Raw genomic sequence first — 19,072 nt, 5'->3', positions numbered from 1 at the left:
CTTTTGGTTACTTTTGGGGCGTTTGCCAAAAGTGACCCGCCGTAAGGGCGGAACCCCAAGAAGCCGTTACCGCAGCAACGGATATACACACCAAACAAACAGACAATAAAAAGGCGCCCGAAGGCGCCTTTTCACTTACCAGCCGTCAGGCCATTTCTGCAGTGGTCTCGAAGTCAAACGTCAGCTCACCATCCTTGATGTCGATATGAACCACACCGCCATGCTCGGCCAGCTCGCCAAACAGAATCTCCTCCGCCAGCGGACGCTTGATCTTGTCCTGGATCAGACGCGCCATCGGACGAGCGCCCATGGCCGAATCGTACCCACCGGCCGCCAGCCAGCTGCGCGCCGCATCGGTAACCTCCAGAAGCACACGCTTGTCTTCCAATTGCGCCTGAAGTTCGGTGAGGAACTTGTCCACCACACTTTTGATGACCTCATGACTGAGGCGACCAAACTGAATGATGGTATCCAGACGGTTGCGGAATTCCGGCGTGAAGCTCTTCTTGATCACTTCCATCGCATCGGACGAGTGGTCCTGATGGGTGAAACCGATCGAAGCACGCGCCGCCGTTTCAGCACCGGCGTTGGTGGTCATGATCACGATCACGTTGCGGAAGTCCGCCTTGCGCCCGTTGTTGTCGGTCAGCGTGCCGTGGTCCATCACCTGCAGCAGCAGGTTGAAGACTTCCGGATGCGCCTTCTCGATTTCATCGAGCAGCAATACGCAATGCGGTTGCTTGGTGATCGCTTCGGTCAACAGACCGCCCTGGTCGAAACCGACATAACCCGGAGGCGCACCGATCAGACGCGATACGGTGTGGCGCTCCATGTACTCGGACATGTCGAAACGCACCAGTTCGATCCCCAGCGCCTTGGCCAATTGACGCGCGGCTTCGGTTTTACCGACACCGGTCGGCCCTGCGAACAGGAACGAACCGACAGGCTTGTCAGGCGACTTGAGACCGGCACGGGACAGTTTGATCGCAGTCGACAGCGAATCGATCGCCGCGTCCTGACCGAACACCGTCAGCTTCAGGTCACGCTCGAGGTTACGCAGCAGTTCCTTGTCGGAGCTGGTGACGTGCTTCGGCGGAATCCGCGCGATTTTCGCAACGATGTCCTCGACTTCAGGGACTTCGATGCGTTTCACACGCTTCTCGACCGGTTGCAGACGCTGATAGGCGCCGGCCTCGTCGATCACATCGATGGCCTTGTCCGGCATGTGCCGGTCATTAATGTAGCGCGAAGCCAGTTCCGCAGCGGCGCGCAGCGACTCATCGCTGTATTCGATATTATGATGCTGTTCAAAACGCCCTTTCAGGCCACGCAGGATACCGATGGTGTCTTCCACCGACGGCTCGACAACATCGACCTTCTGGAAGCGACGCGCCAGGGCGCGGTCTTTTTCGAAGATGCCACGGAATTCCTGGAACGTGGTCGAACCGATGCAGCGAATGTCGCCAGACGACAGCAGCGGCTTGAGCAGGTTCGAGGCATCCATGACGCCGCCCGAAGCGGCACCTGCACCGATAATGGTGTGGATCTCGTCGATGAACAGGATCGCCTGCGGACGTTTTTTCAGCTCGTTGAGCAGCGCCTTGAAGCGCTTCTCGAAGTCACCGCGATACTTGGTGCCCGCGAGCAGAGCGCCCAGATCGAGGGAATAAACGACGCTGTTGGCCAGCAGGTCCGGCACCTGGTTGTCGACAATGCGCTTGGCCAGGCCTTCGGCAATCGCGGTTTTACCCACGCCCGCCTCGCCCACCAGCAGCGGATTGTTCTTGCGACGACGCGCGAGAATCTGCGCGACACGCTCGACTTCCGTTTCACGCCCGACCAGCGGATCGATCCGGCCCTGGCGTGCGAGTTCGTTGAGATTGCTGGCATAAGCGTCCAGCGGATTGCCTGAAGAAGAAGACTCACCGCCCTCATCGTCCTGCATATCTTGTTCACCTTCAGAGTGATCGCCATGCCCCGGCACTTTGGAAATGCCGTGAGCGATATAGTTGACGACATCAATGCGTGCAACGCTCTGCTGTTTCAGCAGGAACACCGCCTGACTCTCTTGCTCACTGAAGATTGCAACCAGCACGTTGGCGCCGGTTACTTCGCGTTTGCCCGAGCTCTGCACATGAAAGACAGCACGTTGCAGTACACGCTGGAAGCCCAGGGTTGGCTGGGTTTCGCGATCCTCGTCATGGACAGGGATCAGCGGCGTGGTGGAGTCGATGAACTCCTGCAGGTCGTGCTTGAGTTTGTCGAGGTTTGCGCCGCAGGCACGCAATACGGTGGCGGCAGCCTCATTGTCCAATAGGGCCAGCAGCAGGTGTTCGACGGTCATGAACTCATGACGTTTCGAACGTGCCTCCTTGAAGGCAAGATTGAGGGTGACTTCGAGCTCGCGGTTTAACATAGCTTCACCTCATACCCAAGTGGTCGGCGATTAACCGTCCTTCTCGATTTCACAGAGTAGCGGATGCTGGCTTTCCCTGGCGTACTGGTTGACCTGCATGGCCTTTGTCTCGGCGATGTCGCGGGTAAACACTCCACATACTGCCCGCCCTTCTGTGTGGACGGCCAGCATGACCTTGGTCGCCAGCTCGCGATTCAGGTTAAAAAACACCTCGAGCACTTCGACGACGAAATCCATCGGTGTGTAGTCATCATTGAACAAAACCACCTTGTACATCGGCGGCGCCTGTAACGCAGGCTTTGCTTCCTGAACAGCAACGCCTGCCGAATCGTCGTCGTGCTCCTGTGGAAGATCCTTTTGGAGAAGCGGGCGATCCTGATTGAATGTTAGTCGAATCTGGCTGATTGCATGCATGGAAAGAAAGGTTCGTCAGTTGTGCAAATACAGTGGTGGGGGCGGCTTGACACGTTTTCAACTCCGACTGCCCGGTCACCTTGACTATCGGGAAAACGGTGTTACAACCAATAGAACCCACAGTGGGGAAAAAAGATCCGCGGAGTCAATCTTTTTAACGGATTCGACTGCGGATGAATTGGATGATACTCCAGCGATGGAGACTGTTGCAGAGGGATTTGAGCATGGCTGTCGGCAAGGTGAAATGGTTCAACAATGCCAAGGGGTTCGGTTTCATTAATACCGACTCCCGCGAGGGGAAGGACGAGGACGGCAAGGAGATCGATTTCTTTGCCCACTATTCCGCCATTGAAATGGACGGATACAAAACCCTCAAAGCCGGGCAAATCGTCAAATTCGAGATCGTGCAAGGGCCCAAAGGCCTGCATGCCACAAAAATTCAGAATGTCGAAGCCGCAAAAGATGCCGCCTCGGCCGCTACTCAGCACCAGTCAGTGACCAGCTGAAGCAACCCGAACACCTGCCAGAAAACAAACCGCCCGGCTCGATCACTCGAGCCGGGCGGTTTCGTTGCAGCTGCCGTTCTTACATGTGCTTGATCAGCGCTTCACCGAAGCCCGAAGAAGACACCAGTGTGGCGCCTTCCATCAGACGTTCGAAGTCGTAGGTCACGGTCTTGGCCTTGATGGCGCCATTGGTGCCCTTGATGATCAGGTCGGCCGCCTCGGTCCAGCCCAGGTGGCGCAGCATCATTTCCGCCGACAAAATCACCGAACCCGGGTTGACCTGGTCCTTGCCGGCATATTTCGGCGCAGTACCGTGGGTCGCCTCGAACATGGCTACGGTGTCGGACAGGTTGGCACCCGGCGCGATACCGATACCGCCCACTTCCGCCGCCAGGGCGTCGGACAGGTAGTCACCGTTGAGGTTGAGGGTGGCGATCACATCGTATTCGGCCGGACGCAGCAGGATCTGCTGGAGCATGGCGTCGGCGATGGCGTCCTTGACGACGACTTCGCGGCCGGTTTTCGGGTTCTTGAATTTCATCCATGGGCCGCCATCGAGCAGCTCGGCGCCGAATTCTTCCTTCGCCACCTCGTAGCCCCAGTCCTTGAAGGCACCTTCGGTGAATTTCATGATGTTGCCCTTGTGCACGATGGTCAGCGACTTGCGGTCGTTGTCCACCACGTATTGCAGCGCCTTGCGCACCAGACGCTTGGTGCCTTCTTTGGAAACCGGCTTGATGCCGATGCCGCAATCCTGGTCGAAACGGATCTTGGTGACGCCCATTTCTTCTTTCAGGAATTTGATGACCTTGGTGGCCTCAGGGGAGCCGGCTTTCCATTCGATACCGGCATAAATGTCTTCGGAGTTCTCGCGGAAGATCACCATGTCGACGTCGCCAGGCTTTTTCACCGGGCTCGGCACACCTTCGAACCACACCACAGGGCGCAGGCAGACATAGAGATCGAGCTGTTGGCGCAGGGCGACGTTGAGGGAACGGATGCCGCCACCGACCGGAGTGGTCAGCGGGCCTTTGATGGAGACCACGTAATCCTTGACCGCGTCCAGGGTTTCCTGGGGCAGCCAGGTGTCCTGGTCATAGACCTGAGTTGCTTTTTCGCCAGCATAAACCTCCATCCAGGAAATCTTGCGCTTGCCCCCGTAGGCTTTTTCTACGGCAGCATCAACCACTTTGATCATCACAGGGCTGACGTCGACGCCAATGCCGTCACCTTCGATGAAGGGAATGATCGGGTTATCAGGGACATTGAGAGAATGGTCTGCGTTGACGGTGATTTTGTCGCCGACGGCTGGAACCTGAATCTTCTTGTAACCCATGCTGAACTCCATTGTTTGGATTGAACATCTGGCTTGGTTCGAGCGTAACCCAGTTGAATCAACACGCAAACCCTCTGTTCCGGGCGCGACCACATCTCGTTTCGTACAAGCCTGAAAGCAAAGGGAAAAGCGCCAATCTCAAGCATTCACGGCGACTCTACGCCCCACCCCGCCCTGCGACCTTTAGACCAATGGACGAGAATCGTTGCATATGAACCATCGGCAGATTGCCAGCTACCTATGTATAATGCCGCCCGCTGACCACAGGGTCACGACGGCTGGCCTCTCTAGCACGAGACTTTCCGCCTGATTGGTCGGGTTGTTACCGCAGTCCGACTGCTTGACGCTCTACTGATGCACCCAACATCACCGCGAAGATTCTCGACATTCGGTTCATGGATGACTTTGAACGAACGCGCTTACCCGGCGCCCCTCGAGTTTCTGCGCACGCTTTAGCAAAGAAGAGAGAGTTAATCCGAATATGCCCACCCGCTCGAAGATCATCTATACCTTCACCGACGAAGCTCCAGCCCTCGCCACCTATTCCCTGCTGCCGATCATCGAGGCTTACACCGCCTCGGCCGATATCGCCGTGGAAACCCGCGATATCTCTCTTGCAGCACGTATTCTGGCCAGCTTCCCCGAGCAACTGGGCGACAAAGCCGTAGCCGACCACCTCGCCGAACTGGGCGACCTGGCCGTTACGCCTGAAGCCAACATCATCAAGCTGCCGAACATCAGCGCTTCGGTTCCGCAGTTGCAAGCCGCGATCAAAGAACTGCAAGCCCAGGGCTACAACCTGCCGGACTACCCGGAATCCGTGACCAACGACGCCGAAAAAGAAGCCAAGGCGCGTTACGACAAGGTCAAGGGCAGCGCCGTGAACCCGGTTCTGCGTGAAGGCAACTCCGACCGTCGTGCGCCGCTGTCGGTCAAGAACTACGCTCGCAAGCACCCGCACAAAATGGGCGCCTGGGCCAAAGACTCCAAGTCTCATGTCGCTCACATGAGCACCGGCGATTTCTATGGCAGCGAAAAAGCTGTCCTGATCGACGCCGCTGACGCCGTGAAGATCGAACTGATCGCCAAAGACGGCACCGCGACCGTCCTGAAAGAAAAGACCACCGTTCAGGCGGGCGAGATCCTCGACTGCTCCGTGATGAGCAAAAAGGCCCTGCGCGCGTTCATCGCCGCCGAAATCGACAGCGCCAAGCAGCAAGGCGTGCTGCTGTCGGTTCACCTGAAAGCCACCATGATGAAGGTCTCCGACCCGATCATGTTTGGTCAGATCGTTGCCGAGTTCTACAAGGACGCCCTGACCAAGCACGCCGACGTGCTGGCCGAAATCGGCTTCAACCTGAACAACGGCATCGGCGACCTGTACGCCCGCATCAAATCCCTGCCGGCCGAGCAGCAAGCCCAGATCGAAGCTGACATTCAAGCGGTCTACGCCGTTCGTCCGTCGCTGGCGATGGTCAACTCCGACAAAGGCATCACCAACCTGCACGTGCCGAGCGACGTTATCGTCGACGCCTCGATGCCGGCCATGATCCGTGACTCCGGCAAGATGTGGGGCACTGACGGCCAGTTGCACGACACCAAGGCTGTGATCCCGGATCGCTGCTACGCCACCATCTACCAGGCCGTGATCGAAGATTGCAAAGCCAATGGCGCTTTCGATCCGACCACCATGGGCAGCGTGCCAAACGTTGGCCTGATGGCTAAAAAGGCTGAAGAGTACGGCTCCCACGACAAGACCTTCCAGATCAAGGCTGACGGCGTGGTACGCGTGACCGACAGCAAAGGCACCCTGCTGATGGAACAGGCTGTTGAAGCCGGCGACATCTTCCGCATGTGCCAGACCAAAGACGCGCCGATCCAGGACTGGGTCAAACTGGCCGTCAACCGTGCTCGCGCAAGCGCAACTCCAGCCATTTTCTGGCTGGACCCGATGCGCGCCCACGACGGCGTGGTGATCGAGAAGGTTCAGGCTTACCTGAAGGATCACGACACCGCCGGTCTGGACATCCAGATCATGGCGCCGGTCGATGCCATGAAATACACCCTGCAGCGCACCCGCGAAGGCAAGGACACCATTTCGGTGACCGGCAACGTACTGCGCGACTACCTGACCGACCTGTTCCCGATCATGGAACTGGGCACCAGCGCCAAGATGCTGTCGATCGTGCCGCTGATGAACGGCGGTGGCCTGTTCGAAACCGGCGCCGGCGGTTCGGCTCCGAAGCACGTGCAGCAACTGGTCGAAGAGAACTTCCTGCGCTGGGATTCGCTGGGTGAATTCCTGGCCCTGGCCGCTTCTCTCGAGCACCTGGGTGTTAACTACAACAACCCGAAAGCGCTGGTTCTGTCCAAGACCCTGGATCAGGCCACCGGCCAGTTCCTCGACAACAACAAGTCGCCATCGCGCAAAGTCGGCAACATCGACAACCGCGGCAGCCACTTCTACCTGGCGATGTACTGGGCACAAGCTCTGGCCGCCCAGACTGAAGACGCTGCACTGCAAGCGCAGTTCGCGACTCTGGCCAAAACCCTGACCGAGAACGAAGCGACCATCGTCGCCGAGCTCAACGCCGTTCAAGGCAAGCCAGTGGACATCGGCGGTTACTACCACGCCGACGCCGAGCTGATCAGCAAGGCCATGCGCCCAAGCGCAACCCTCAACGCGGCGATTGCTGCGCTGGTATAAGGTTGTAAAGGGAACATCACAAACCCCGGCCATGCGCCGGGGTTTGTGTTTCTGCCTTTCGCCCAGGAGATTCAATCAATGCAATGGCTCCCCCACATCACCGTCGCCACCATCGTCGAGGACAACGGCCGTTTCCTGATGGTCGAGGAACACAAGGCTGGCCGTAACGTACTCAATCAGCCGGCCGGCCATCTGGATCCGGACGAAACCCTGATCGAAGCCGCCGTACGCGAAACCCTCGAAGAAACCGGCTGGGACGTCGAGCCCACCGCCGTGGTCGGCATTTATCTGTATACCGCCCCGAGCAACGGCGTGACTTACCAGCGCGTGTGCTTCAGCGCCAAAGCCGTGAAACATCACCCGGATTACCCACTGGACGACGGCATCGTCGGCGCCAAGTGGCTGACCCGCGACGAATTATTGGCCCAGCGCGATAATTGGCGCAGCGAGCTGATCATCCGTTGCATCGACGATTATCTGGCCGGCAATCGCTTCGGCCTCGAACTGATCCGCCCTTCCCTTTAGCCTTGAGGCCGTGAGCCTGATAGAATCGCGTCCTTTTTCAAGACACTCATTGAATCCCTATGCGTGATCCAGCCCCTTCTGACACATCCAAGAAGCGCGTCATTGTCGGCATGTCCGGCGGCGTGGACTCTTCCGTTTCCGCTCTCCTGCTGATCGAGCAGGGCTATGAAGTGGAAGGCCTGTTCATGAAGAACTGGGAAGAAGACGACGGAACGGAATACTGCACCGCCATGGACGACCTGGCGGATGCCCAGGCCGTGTGCGACAAGATCGGCATCAAACTGCACACCGCCAACTTCGCCGCCGAGTACTGGGACAATGTGTTCGAGCACTTCCTGGCCGAATACAAGGCCGGCCGCACGCCGAACCCGGACATCCTGTGCAACCGCGAGATCAAGTTCAAGGCGTTCCTCGACTACGCCATGATGCTCGGCGCCGACCTGATCGCCACCGGTCACTACGTGCGCCGTCGCGACATCGATGGCCGCACCGAACTGCTCAAGGGCCTGGATCCGAACAAGGATCAGAGCTACTTCCTGCACGCTGTCGGCGGCGAACAGATCGCCAAGACCCTGTTCCCGGTCGGCGAGCTGGAAAAACCGGAAGTCCGTGCAATTGCCGAGAAATACGAGCTGGCGACCGCCAAGAAGAAGGATTCCACCGGGATCTGCTTCATCGGCGAGCGTCGCTTCAGCGATTTCCTCAAGCAATACCTGCCGGCACAACCGGGCGAGATCAAGACCACCGAAGGCGAAGTCATCGGCCGTCACCACGGTTTGATGTACCACACTATCGGCCAGCGTCAGGGCCTGGGCATCGGTGGCCTGAAAGACGCCGGCGACGAGCCGTGGTACGTGCTGCGCAAGGATCTGGACACCAACGAGCTGATCGTCGGTCAGGGCAACAACCATCCGTGGCTGTTCTCCAGCGCCCTGCTCGCTTCGGAAATCTATTGGGTCAATCCGATCGATCTGAGCCAGCCGCTGCGTCTGACCGCCAAAGTCCGTTATCGCCAGAGCGATCAGGCCTGCACCCTTGAGAAAACCGACACCGGCTATCGCGCCGTGTTCGACGAGCCGCAACGCGCGGTCACGCCGGGCCAGTCGGTGGTGTTCTATGACGGTGAAATCTGCCTCGGTGGCGGCGTGATCGAAGTCGCCGAGCCTTGGAGCGGCCAGGCATGAGCCCGACTCAGGAGCAATTGACCGCTCTGGGCGGCGTGTTTCTCGCCGCCGTGCTGGTCGACCGGATCGCCAAGACCGGTCAGACCAACGAGGCCGGCCTGAGCTGCATGCTCGGCAGCCTGCTGGTTCGCGACCCGAAAGACACGCTGGATGTTTACGGCGGCGACGATATCAACCTGCGCGAGGGTTACCGCGCGCTGATCGGCGCCCTCGAGCGCGACCCGAGCACTCTGCAGCGCGAACCGCTGCGTTACGCCCTGTCGATGCTTGGTCTTGAGCGACAACTGGCCAAGCGCGACGACATGCTCGACGTGATCGGCAAACGCCTGCCGCAGATCCAGTCGCAGGTCGAGCACTTCGGCCCGGCCCACGAAAACGTGATCGCGGCCTGCGGTGCGCTGTATCAGGACACCCTGAGCACGCTGCGCCAACGCATTCAGGTGCATGGCGACATGCGCAATCTGCAGCAGCCGAGCAATGCCTCGAAGATCCGCGCCCTGCTGCTCGCCGGCATTCGTTCGGCCCGCCTGTGGCGCCAGCTCGGCGGTCACCGCTGGCAACTGGTCGTCAGCCGGCGCAAATTGCTCAAAGAGCTGTATCCGTTGATGCGCAGCGAGTAAATCACCGCGCAACAAAAGCTTTGTAGTCTGTAACGCGTAATACGCCGGTCAGTTGGCGACGGACCGGCGGATTTTTTCATGTATGATACGCGCCCCATTTCGTTGCCCGACTGTCCGAGAACACCCCATGCAGCTCTCTTCGCTCACTGCGGTTTCCCCTGTTGACGGCCGCTACGCCGGCAAAACCCAGGCCCTGCGCCCAATTTTCAGCGAGTACGGTCTGATCCGTGCACGCGTTCTGGTTGAAGTGCGCTGGCTCCAGCGCCTGGCCGCTCACGCCGGCATCCCGGAAGTGCCAGCCTTCTCCGCCGAAGCCAACGCCGTTCTGAATGAACTGGCCGAGAACTTCTCGCTGGTGCACGCCGAGCGCGTGAAAGAGATCGAGCGCACCACCAACCACGACGTAAAAGCGATCGAATACCTGCTCAAAGAGCAGGCAGCCAAGCTGCCGGAGCTGGCCAAGGTCAGCGAATTCATCCACTTCGCCTGCACCAGCGAGGACATCAACAACCTGTCCCACGCCCTGATGCTGCGCGAAGGCCGTGACGACGTGATGCTGCCGCTGATGCGCCAGACCGCCAACGCCATCCGCGAACTGGCCATCCGCTTCGCCGACGTACCGATGCTGTCGCGCACCCATGGTCAGCCGGCTTCGCCGACCACCCTGGGTAAAGAGCTGGCGAACGTGGTTTACCGTCTCGAGCGTCAGATCGCTCAGGTCGCTGCCGTTCCGCTGCTGGGCAAGATCAACGGCGCTGTCGGCAACTACAACGCTCACCTGTCGGCCTACCCGCAGATCGACTGGGAAGCCAACGCCCGCGCCTTCATCGAAGACGAGCTGGGTCTGGGCTTCAACCCGTACACCACGCAGATCGAGCCGCACGACTACATAGCCGAGCTGTTCGACGCCATTGCGCGCTTCAACACTATCCTGATCGACTTTGACCGTGACATCTGGGGCTACATCTCCCTGGGTTACTTCAAACAGCGCACCATCGCCGGCGAAATCGGTTCGTCGACCATGCCGCACAAGGTCAACCCGATCGACTTCGAAAACTCCGAAGGCAACCTGGGCATCGCCAACGCGCTGTTCCAGCACCTGGCGAGCAAACTGCCGATCTCCCGCTGGCAGCGCGATCTGACTGACTCCACCGTTCTGCGCAACCTCGGTGTGGGTTTCGCCCACAGTGTGATCGCGTACGAAGCGAGCCTCAAAGGCATCAGCAAGCTCGAACTGAATGCTGACAAGATCGCTGCCGATCTGGACGCTTGCTGGGAAGTCCTGGCCGAGCCGATCCAGACCGTGATGCGCCGCTACAACATCGAAAACCCATACGAGAAGCTGAAAGAACTGACGCGCGGCAAGGGCATCAGCCCTGAAGCGCTGCAGACCTTCATCGATGGCCTGGACATGCCGGCCGCTGCGAAAGCCGAGCTCAAGCAACTGACCCCGGCCAACTACATCGGCAACGCTGTAGCGCAAGCCAAACGCATCTGATCGACTGCTTGACCCGTTTGAGACGCCCGGCCGCGCCGGGCGTTTTTATTCCCGTCTGAAAAATGCTTTTTTTCAATAGGTTACATATGAATTCCGATATTCCTCTTCAACTTCTGGGTGGTCTTACGGCGCGCGAATTCATGCGCGATTACTGGCAGAAAAAACCACTGCTGATCCGCCAGGCGATTCCTGATTTCGAAAGCCCGATCGACGCCGACGAACTCGCCGGCCTGGCCCTGGAAGAAGAAGTCGAATCGCGCCTGGTGATCGAGCACGGCGAGCGTCCATGGGAACTGCGTCGCGGCCCGTTCGCCGAAGACGAATTCAGCAAACTGCCGGAACGCGAGTGGACCCTGCTGGTGCAGGCGGTTGATCAGTTCGTGCCGGAAGTCAGCGAGCTGCTGGAAAACTTCCGCTTTCTGCCAAGCTGGCGCGTCGACGACGTGATGATCAGCTTCGCCGCTCCGGGTGGCAGCGTCGGCCCGCACTTCGATAACTACGACGTGTTCCTGCTGCAAGGCCACGGCAAGCGCAACTGGAAAATCGGCCAGATGTGCGACTCCGAAAGCCCGCTGCTGCAACACGCCGACCTGCGCATCCTCGCCGAATTCCACGAGACTGAAGAGTGGGTCCTGGAACCGGGCGACATGCTCTACCTGCCACCGCGCCTGGCCCACTGCGGTGTTGCCGTCGACGACTGCATGACCTACTCGGTCGGTTTCCGCGCACCAAGCGCCGCAGAAGTGCTGACCCACTTCACCGACTTCCTCAGCCAGTTCCTGACTGACGAAGAGCGCTACACCGATGCCGACGCCAAGCCGGTCAGCGATGATCCACATCAGATCCAGCACGATGCCCTCGGCCGCCTGAAAGCGCTGCTCGCCGAGCACATGAGCGACGAACGCCTGCTGCTGACCTGGTTCGGCCAGTACATGACCGAGCCGCGCTATCCGGAGCTGGTGGTCGGGCCGGAAGAAGTCGAGGAAGAAGACCTCCTCGGCGCGCTCGAAGACGGCGCCATCCTGATCCGCAATCCGAGCGCGCGCCTGGCGTGGTCGGACGTCGATGACGATCTGCTGCTGTTCGCCAGCGGCCAGAGCCGCTACCTGCCGGGCAAGCTGCGCGAACTGCTGAAGCTGATCTGCTCCGCCGACGCCCTGCACACCGACAACCTCGGTGACTGGCTGAGCGACGAAGACGGTCGCGGCCTGCTGTGCGAACTGGTCAAACAGGGAAGCCTGGGGTTCGCCGACGATGAATAAGATTCGCGTACGTGTTGCAGACTGGCAAAAGGACAACGCCGAGATCCGCCGCATTCGCGAAACGGTGTTCATTGCCGAACAATCGGTTCCACCCGAGCTTGAGTGGGACGCCGATGACGCTACGGCGGTGCATTTCCTGGCCTTCGAAGGCGACTTTCCGATCGGCACCGCCCGCCTTTTGCCCGACGGGCATGTTGGCCGGGTTTCGGTGCTGAAGGACTGGCGTGGCTTGAAGGTTGGCGATGCGCTGATGCAAGCGGTGATTGCCGAAGCGGAAGCACGCGGCCTTAAACAGCAGATGCTCAGCGCCCAGGTGCAGGCCACAGCGTTCTATGAGCGCCTGGGTTTCAACCTGGTCAGCGAGGAATTCCTCGAAGCCGGTATTCCGCATGTCGATATGGTTCGTCATTCGGCCTGAACGATCACGTAACACGCAAAACGCCCCGCCATCTCACGATGCCGGGGCGTTTTGCTGTCTACGATTCAACTTGCCCCACCCCGGGCCGACAAACTGGCAATATCAAGCCTTTCGAAAGCGGAGATAACGGACATGTCCCTACGCACCCTGCTCACCACCCTGCTGCTCGGCTGCAGTTTTTCGGTGATGGCAGCCACAGAAATCGTGCCCCTCAAGTACCACACCAGTGCCGACATGCTGCCGGTGGCTCAGGACTTTATCGGCAAGGACGGCCAGGTCAGCGCCTATGGCAACCAACTGATCGTCAAGGCCGAGCCCGGCAAGATTCAAGAACTCAAGGACCTGCTCTCGCAACTCGACACCGCGCCCAAGCGCCTGCTGATCACAGTCGACACCAACGAAAACAACGGTCGTGGCGATGAAGGCTATTCGGTGAACGGCGCGCAAACCCGCATCATCAGCCGCAGCACCGCCAGCCGTGACGGCGGCATTCAGCAAATCCAGGCCAGCGAAGGTGCTCCGGCACTGATCCAGGTCGGCCAGAGCGTGCCGATCACCAGCAGCCAGACCAACTCCTACGGCGATTACAGCAGCCAGACGCAATATCGCAACGTCACCCAGGGTTTTTACGTCACCGCCAGCGTCACCGGCGAAACCGTTCACCTGGCCATCAGTACCAACCGTGACCGCATGAGCCAGGAACGTCCCGATGTAGTGAACGTGCAAAGCACCGACACAACTGTCACCGGACGCCTGGGCGAATGGATCACCCTCGCCGGCGTGAATCGCCAGACACAAGCCGACAAACAGGGCCTGGCCCGCAGCTACTCGACTCAAGGCCGGGATGACATGACGTTGCGGGTGAAAGTCGACACGTTGGACTAAAGCACCGAAAACTGACTGATTAGTCGTATTAGACGAAAGATGTAGTGCTTGAAAAAAAGCACTACAAAACGTTTGACGAGCCAAAAAAGCGAAGGCATGATGGCCTCGCTCCCGCTAATCAGAGGCCCTGGCAAGGGCCTTCGAAGCGCTGCTCGCAACCATCCCCGCGAGCCGTTTCGTGTCTGTACCGCCCACAAGGTGTGTTTGACGAGGTTGCCGACTGGAACGAAGTTGTCCCGAGGGACGGAAGCGTAATTAGGTAACCCGGCTTTACACTGTAGTTCGTATAAAGGCCCACGACGCCTGAATGCGCCCGCCAGTTCGCCTTTACCTGCTCACTTCCCCTCGAGCCCATCGTTCATCCCGTCGCCTGCCCCGCCGAACCCGACCTGACACCTAAGCTTCTGGTCAGCGAGCGCAAGGAATTTTCCACCGCAGAACAACTTTTCATAAAGACGCGACGAGGTTTATCTCCATGGCACTGACACGCGAACAGCAAATTGCAGCCCTTGAAAAAGACTGGGCTGAAAACCCGCGCTGGAAAGGCGTGACTCGCAATTACTCCGCTGCTGACGTCGTCCGTCTGCGTGGCTCGGTTCAACCAGAGCACACCTTTGCAAAAATGGGCGCCGAAAAACTGTGGAACCTGGTCACCCAGGGTGCCAAGCCGTCCTTCCGCCCAGAGAAAGACTTCGTCAACTGCATGGGCGCCCTGACCGGCGGCCAGGCTGTGCAGCAGGTCAAAGCCGGTATCCAGGCGATCTACCTGTCGGGCTGGCAAGTCGCTGCGGACAACAACTCCGCTGAATCGATGTACCCGGACCAGTCGCTGTACCCGGTGGATTCGGTTCCGACCGTGGTCAAGCGCATCAACAACTCGTTCCGTCGTGCCGACCAGATCCAGTGGAAAGCCGGCAAGAACCCGGGCGACGAAGGCTACATCGACTACTTCGCGCCAATCGTGGCTGACGCTGAAGCCGGTTTCGGCGGCGTACTGAACGCCTACGAGCTGATGAAAAGCATGATCGAAGCAGGCGCCGCCGGCGTTCACTTCGAAGACCAGCTGGCTTCCGTGAAGAAATGCGGCCACATGGGCGGCAAGGTGCTGGTTCCAACCCAGGAAGCCGTGCAGAAGCTGACCGCAGCTCGTCTGGCTGCCGACGTTGCCGGCGTACCGACCATCATCCTGGCCCGTACCGACGCCAACGCTGCCGACCTGCTGACTTCCGACTGCGACCCGTACGACCAGCCGTTCGTGACTGGCACCCGTACCCAGGAAGGTTTCTACAAGGTTCGTGCAGGTCTGGATCAGGCAATCGCCCGTGGCCTGGCCTACGCGCCGTACGCCGACCTGATCTGGTGCGAAACCGCCAAACCAGACCTGGACGAAGCCCGTCGCTTCGCTGAAGCGATCAAGAAGGAATACCCGGACCAGATCCTCTCTTACAACTGCTCGCCTTCCTTCAACTGGAAGAAAAACCTGGACGACGCGACCATCGCCAAGTTCCAGCGCGAACTGTCCGCCATGGGTTACAAGCACCAGTTCATCACCCTGGCCGGCATTCATAACATGTGGCACAGCATGTTCAACCTGGCGCACGACTACGCCCGCAACGACATGACTGCCTACGTGAAGCTGCAAGAGCAGGAATTCGCTGACGCCGCCAAGGGCTACACCTTCGTGGCTCACCAGCAGGAAGTGGGCACTGGCTACTTCGACGACATGACCACCGTGATCCAGGGCGGCACGTCCTCGGTGACCGCGTTGACCGGCTCGACCGAAGAAGAACAGTTCCACTGATCGACTTCGCCTGAGCGAACGGCCTTTGCGGACCGTATAGAAAGCTAACCGCACTGCCGAAAAACTGACGCCCCGACTGGTTCGGGGCGTTTTTTTGCCTGCGCTTTTCCGGGCACCTCAGGAAATGGCACAGCCTGTCAGGCAAAACATTGATCCAGAGCGGTATCCGCATCGGAAAAACCGGTTAAAACGGGCGCCGCCGCTACTTGCAGTAACGCGGATATAAGACAACTTCCCGACTACTGACCCGTTAAACAGTTACCCAATCACTCCAAACGATATCAATTATCATTTAGCGACAACTATGTTCGTTACATTTCCTACAAAACATAATTCGTGAAATCCCGGCTAATGCCCGCAGCGCATGGGCTGCGGGCCCTTCGAGGTGCGCTATGTCCTTATTCCAATAAATAATTTCGCTATAGGAATTTTACTTGCCGGGTGTTTAGCCATAAAATCAGCGCGATTGATTGCTGCGACATATCGTCACTGCCTTATTTCTTTATCAAGCTCAGAGACCTTTGCTCTCTGTTAAGGATTTCCAGCATGCCCGAAGCGACAGGACTCATGGCCCACAACTGGGGCTTTGCCATTTTCCTTCTGGGTGTAGTCGGCCTGTGTGCCTTCATGCTCGGCGTCTCCAGCCTCCTCGGGTCAAAAGCCTGGGGCCGCAGCAAAAACGAACCGTTCGAGTCCGGCATGCTACCTACCGGTGGCGCCCGCTTGCGGCTCTCAGCCAAATTCTATCTGGTCGCGATGCTGTTCGTGATCTTCGATATCGAAGCCCTCTTTCTCTTTGCATGGTCTGTGTCCGTCCGCGAAAGCGGCTGGACCGGATTCGTCGAAGCTCTCGTTTTCATAGCAATTCTGTTGGCAGGTCTTGTCTACCTGTTCCGAGTGGGCGCCCTTGACTGGGCTCCGGAAGCTCGTCGCAAGCGGCAGGCGAAGCTGAAACAATGAGGCTTTGGCAATGCAATACAATCTCACCAGAATCGACCCCGATGCTCCTAACGAGCAGTATCCGATCGGCCAGCGGGAAACCGTTTCCGATCCGTTAGAAGATCAAGTCCACAAAAACATTTTCATGGGCAAGCTGGAAGACGTGCTGAGTGGCGCGGTCAACTGGGGACGTAAGAACTCCCTGTGGCCGTACAACTTCGGTCTGTCGTGCTGCTACGTGGAAATGACCACCGCCTTCACGGCGCCCCACGACATCGCGCGCTTCGGCGCCGAAGTTATCCGGGCTTCACCGCGTCAGGCTGATTTCATGGTTATCGCCGGGACCTGCTTCATCAAGATGGCGCCGATCATTCAGCGCCTGTACGAGCAGATGCTCGAGCCGAAATGGGTTATCTCCATGGGTTCGTGCGCCAACTCCGGCGGCATGTACGACATCTACTCCGTGGTTCAGGGGGTGGACAAGTTCCTGCCCGTTGACGTCTACGTACCTGGCTGCCCGCCCCGTCCAGAAGCATTTCTGCAAGGTTTGATGCTGTTGCAGGAATCCATTGGCCAGGAGCGTCGCCCACTGTCCTGGGTCGTTGGCGATCAAGGCGTTTATCGCGCCGACATGCCTTCGCAGAAGGAACAGCGCCGCGAACAGCGAATCGCAGTCACCAACCTGCGCAGCCCTGACGAAGTCTGATCCAGTCTGTTTCAAAGAAACGAGAAGCTGGCTTCATTCTTTACGTTGACCGAAAGCGAAAAAATAACCATGACTACAGGCAGTGCTCTGTACATCCCGCCTTATAAGGCAGACGACCAGGATGTGGTCGTCGAACTCAACAACCGTTTTGGCGCCGAAGCGTTCACCGCCCAGCCGACCCGCACCGGCATGCCGGTGCTGTGGGTGGCTCGCGCCAAGCTCGTCGAAGTCCTGACCTTCCTGCGCAATTTGCCCAAACCGTACGTCATGCTCTATGACCTGCACGGCGTGGACGAGCGTCTGCGCACCAAGCGTCAAGGGCTGCCGAGCGGTGCCGATTTCACCGTGTTCTATCACCTCATGTCGCTGGAACGTAATAGTGACGTGATGATCAAGGTCGCCTTGTCCGAAAGCGACCTCAGCTTGCCGACCGTCACCAGCATCTGGCCGAACGCCAACTGGTACGAGCGTGAAGTCTGGGACATGTACGGCATCGACTTCAAAGGTCACCCGCACCTGTCGCGCATCATGATGCCGCCGACCTGGGAAGGTCACCCGCTGCGCAAGGACTTCCCGGCGCGCGCCACCGAATTCGATCCGTTCAGCCTGAACCTGGCCAAGCAACAGCTTGAGGAAGAAGCCGCGCGCTTCCGTCCTGAAGACTGGGGCATGAAGCGTTCCGGTGCGAACGAGGACTACATGTTCCTCAACCTGGGTCCGAACCACCCTTCGGCGCACGGTGCGTTCCGCATCATCCTGCAGCTGGACGGTGAAGAGATCGTCGATTGCGTTCCGGACATCGGTTACCACCACCGTGGCGCCGAGAAGATGGCTGAGCGTCAGTCCTGGCACAGTTTCATTCCGTACACCGACCGTATCGACTACCTCGGCGGCGTGATGAACAACCTGCCGTACGTGCTCTCGGTCGAGAAGCTGGCCGGCATCAAGGTGCCAGAGAAAGTCGACGTCATCCGCATCATGATGGCCGAGTTCTTCCGGATCACCAGCCACCTGCTGTTCCTGGGTACCTACATCCAGGACGTCGGCGCCATGACTCCGGTGTTCTTCACCTTCACCGACCGCCAGAAGGCCTACACGGTGATCGAAGCCATCACCGGTTTCCGTCTGCACCCGGCCTGGTACCGCATCGGCGGCGTCGCCCACGACCTGCCGCGCGGCTGGGAAAAACTGGTGAAAGATTTCGTTGAATGGCTGCCAAAGCGCCTCGACGAATACACCAAGGCCGCCCTGCAGAACAGCATCCTCAAGGGGCGTACCATCGGCGTTGCCCAGTACAACACCAAAGAGGCCCTGGAATGGGGCGTTACCGGTGCTGGCCTGCGTTCCACCGGTTGCGACTTCGACCTGCGTAAGGCGCGCCCATACTCCGGTTACGAGAACTTCGAGTTCGAAGTGCCGCTGGCTGCCAACGGCGATGCCTACGACCGCTGCATGGTTCGCGTCGAAGAGATGCGCCAGAGCGTCAAGATCATCGACCAGTGCCTGCGCAACATGCCGGAAGGCCCGTACAAGGCGGATCACCCGCTGACCACGCCGCCGCCGAAAGAGCGCACGCTGCAGCACATCGAAACCCTGATCACGCACTTCCTGCAAGTTTCGTGGGGCCCGGTCATGCCGGCCAACGAATCCTTCCAGATGATCGAAGCGACCAAGGGCATCAACAGTTATTACCTGACGAGCGACGGCGGCACCATGAGCTACCGTACCCGGATCCGTACTCCGAGCTTCGCCCACCTGCAGCAGATCCCTTCGGTGATCAAAGGCAGCATGGTCGCGGACCTGATTGCGTACCTGGGTAGTATCGACTTCGTTATGGCCGACGTGGACCGCTAAG

Annotated in this window: 16 protein-coding genes; 13 read left to right on the top strand and 3 right to left on the bottom strand. The window is 59.0% G+C overall.

The annotated features are described in order from the left end of the window. Positions 1–145: 145 nt before the first annotated feature. The gene (gene clpA / locus ACODTD_RS24705) at positions 146–2,416 is read right to left on the bottom strand and encodes an ATP-dependent Clp protease ATP-binding subunit ClpA (RefSeq protein ID WP_007951436.1); all 2,271 of its coding nucleotides are present in this window, start codon (positions 2,414–2,416) and stop codon (positions 146–148) included. Between the two features lie 30 nt (positions 2,417–2,446). Continuing rightward, positions 2,447–2,830 (bottom strand): ATP-dependent Clp protease adapter ClpS, encoded by a 384-nt coding sequence (clpS, locus tag ACODTD_RS24700; protein WP_011334948.1) that lies wholly within the window; start codon positions 2,828–2,830, stop codon positions 2,447–2,449. Between the two features lie 224 nt (positions 2,831–3,054). On the opposite strand from clpS, the gene ACODTD_RS24695 reads away from it, so the two are divergent. Further along, positions 3,055–3,336, top strand: a complete 282-nt coding sequence (locus tag ACODTD_RS24695; RefSeq protein ID WP_011334949.1) for a cold shock domain-containing protein — start codon at positions 3,055–3,057, stop codon at positions 3,334–3,336. A 79-nt stretch (positions 3,337–3,415) separates the two neighbouring features. Here the strand turns inward: ACODTD_RS24695 and icd are convergent, their stop codons facing one another. Then, a complete protein-coding gene (gene icd, locus ACODTD_RS24690) occupies positions 3,416–4,672 on the bottom strand; it encodes an NADP-dependent isocitrate dehydrogenase (protein WP_007951441.1) in 1,257 nt (418 codons plus the stop codon). Between the two features lie 481 nt (positions 4,673–5,153). Here icd and ACODTD_RS24685 point away from each other — a divergent pair, with 481 nt between their 5' ends. The 12 genes from ACODTD_RS24685 (at position 5,154) to nuoC (ending at position 19,071) form a co-directional block, all read left to right on the top strand. Continuing rightward, the gene (locus ACODTD_RS24685; RefSeq protein WP_201820108.1) at positions 5,154–7,379 is read left to right on the top strand and encodes an NADP-dependent isocitrate dehydrogenase; all 2,226 of its coding nucleotides are present in this window, start codon (positions 5,154–5,156) and stop codon (positions 7,377–7,379) included. A gap of 78 nt (positions 7,380–7,457) precedes the next feature. Further along, on the top strand, positions 7,458–7,904 hold the full coding sequence (locus ACODTD_RS24680; RefSeq protein ID WP_285354395.1) for an NUDIX hydrolase: 447 nt from the start codon (positions 7,458–7,460) through the stop codon (positions 7,902–7,904). Between the two features lie 59 nt (positions 7,905–7,963). Beyond that, complete coding sequence (mnmA, locus tag ACODTD_RS24675) at positions 7,964–9,088, top strand: tRNA 2-thiouridine(34) synthase MnmA (RefSeq protein WP_011334952.1); 1,125 nt, start codon at positions 7,964–7,966, stop codon at positions 9,086–9,088. Beyond that, positions 9,085–9,708, top strand: a complete 624-nt coding sequence (gene hflD, locus ACODTD_RS24670; RefSeq protein WP_011334953.1) for a high frequency lysogenization protein HflD — start codon at positions 9,085–9,087, stop codon at positions 9,706–9,708. Before mnmA ends, hflD begins: the two co-directional genes overlap by 4 nt. A 127-nt stretch (positions 9,709–9,835) precedes the next feature. Beyond that, complete coding sequence (gene purB, locus ACODTD_RS24665; protein WP_221614396.1) at positions 9,836–11,206, top strand: adenylosuccinate lyase; 1,371 nt, start codon at positions 9,836–9,838, stop codon at positions 11,204–11,206. Between the two features lie 86 nt (positions 11,207–11,292). Beyond that, on the top strand, positions 11,293–12,468 hold the full coding sequence (locus tag ACODTD_RS24660; protein WP_221614395.1) for a ribosomal protein uL16 3-hydroxylase: 1,176 nt from the start codon (positions 11,293–11,295) through the stop codon (positions 12,466–12,468). Beyond that, the gene (locus ACODTD_RS24655) at positions 12,461–12,886 is read left to right on the top strand and encodes a GNAT family N-acetyltransferase (RefSeq protein ID WP_007951452.1); all 426 of its coding nucleotides are present in this window, start codon (positions 12,461–12,463) and stop codon (positions 12,884–12,886) included. The genes ACODTD_RS24660 and ACODTD_RS24655 overlap by 8 nt, the downstream gene beginning before the upstream one ends. 132 nt (positions 12,887–13,018) lie before the next feature. Next, entirely contained in the window at positions 13,019–13,771 is a 753-nt protein-coding gene (locus ACODTD_RS24650) for a secretin N-terminal domain-containing protein (RefSeq protein ID WP_011334955.1), read from the top strand. Between the two features lie 475 nt (positions 13,772–14,246). Further along, a complete protein-coding gene (aceA, locus tag ACODTD_RS24645) occupies positions 14,247–15,572 on the top strand; it encodes an isocitrate lyase (RefSeq protein WP_011334956.1) in 1,326 nt (441 codons plus the stop codon). A 546-nt stretch (positions 15,573–16,118) separates the two neighbouring features. Continuing rightward, on the top strand, positions 16,119–16,532 hold the full coding sequence (locus tag ACODTD_RS24640) for an NADH-quinone oxidoreductase subunit A (protein WP_003223812.1): 414 nt from the start codon (positions 16,119–16,121) through the stop codon (positions 16,530–16,532). Positions 16,533–16,542: 10 nt separating this feature from the next. Beyond that, complete coding sequence (locus tag ACODTD_RS24635) at positions 16,543–17,217, top strand: NuoB/complex I 20 kDa subunit family protein (protein WP_007951456.1); 675 nt, start codon at positions 16,543–16,545, stop codon at positions 17,215–17,217. Positions 17,218–17,286: 69 nt separating this feature from the next. Beyond that, the gene (gene nuoC, locus ACODTD_RS24630; RefSeq protein ID WP_011334957.1) at positions 17,287–19,071 is read left to right on the top strand and encodes an NADH-quinone oxidoreductase subunit C/D; all 1,785 of its coding nucleotides are present in this window, start codon (positions 17,287–17,289) and stop codon (positions 19,069–19,071) included. Position 19,072 lies beyond the last annotated feature (1 nt).

The organism is Pseudomonas sp. FG35 (assembly GCF_057809295.1).
Note: the sequence above shows the minus strand (reverse complement) of the source record. Positions and strands in the feature narration are given on the sequence as shown.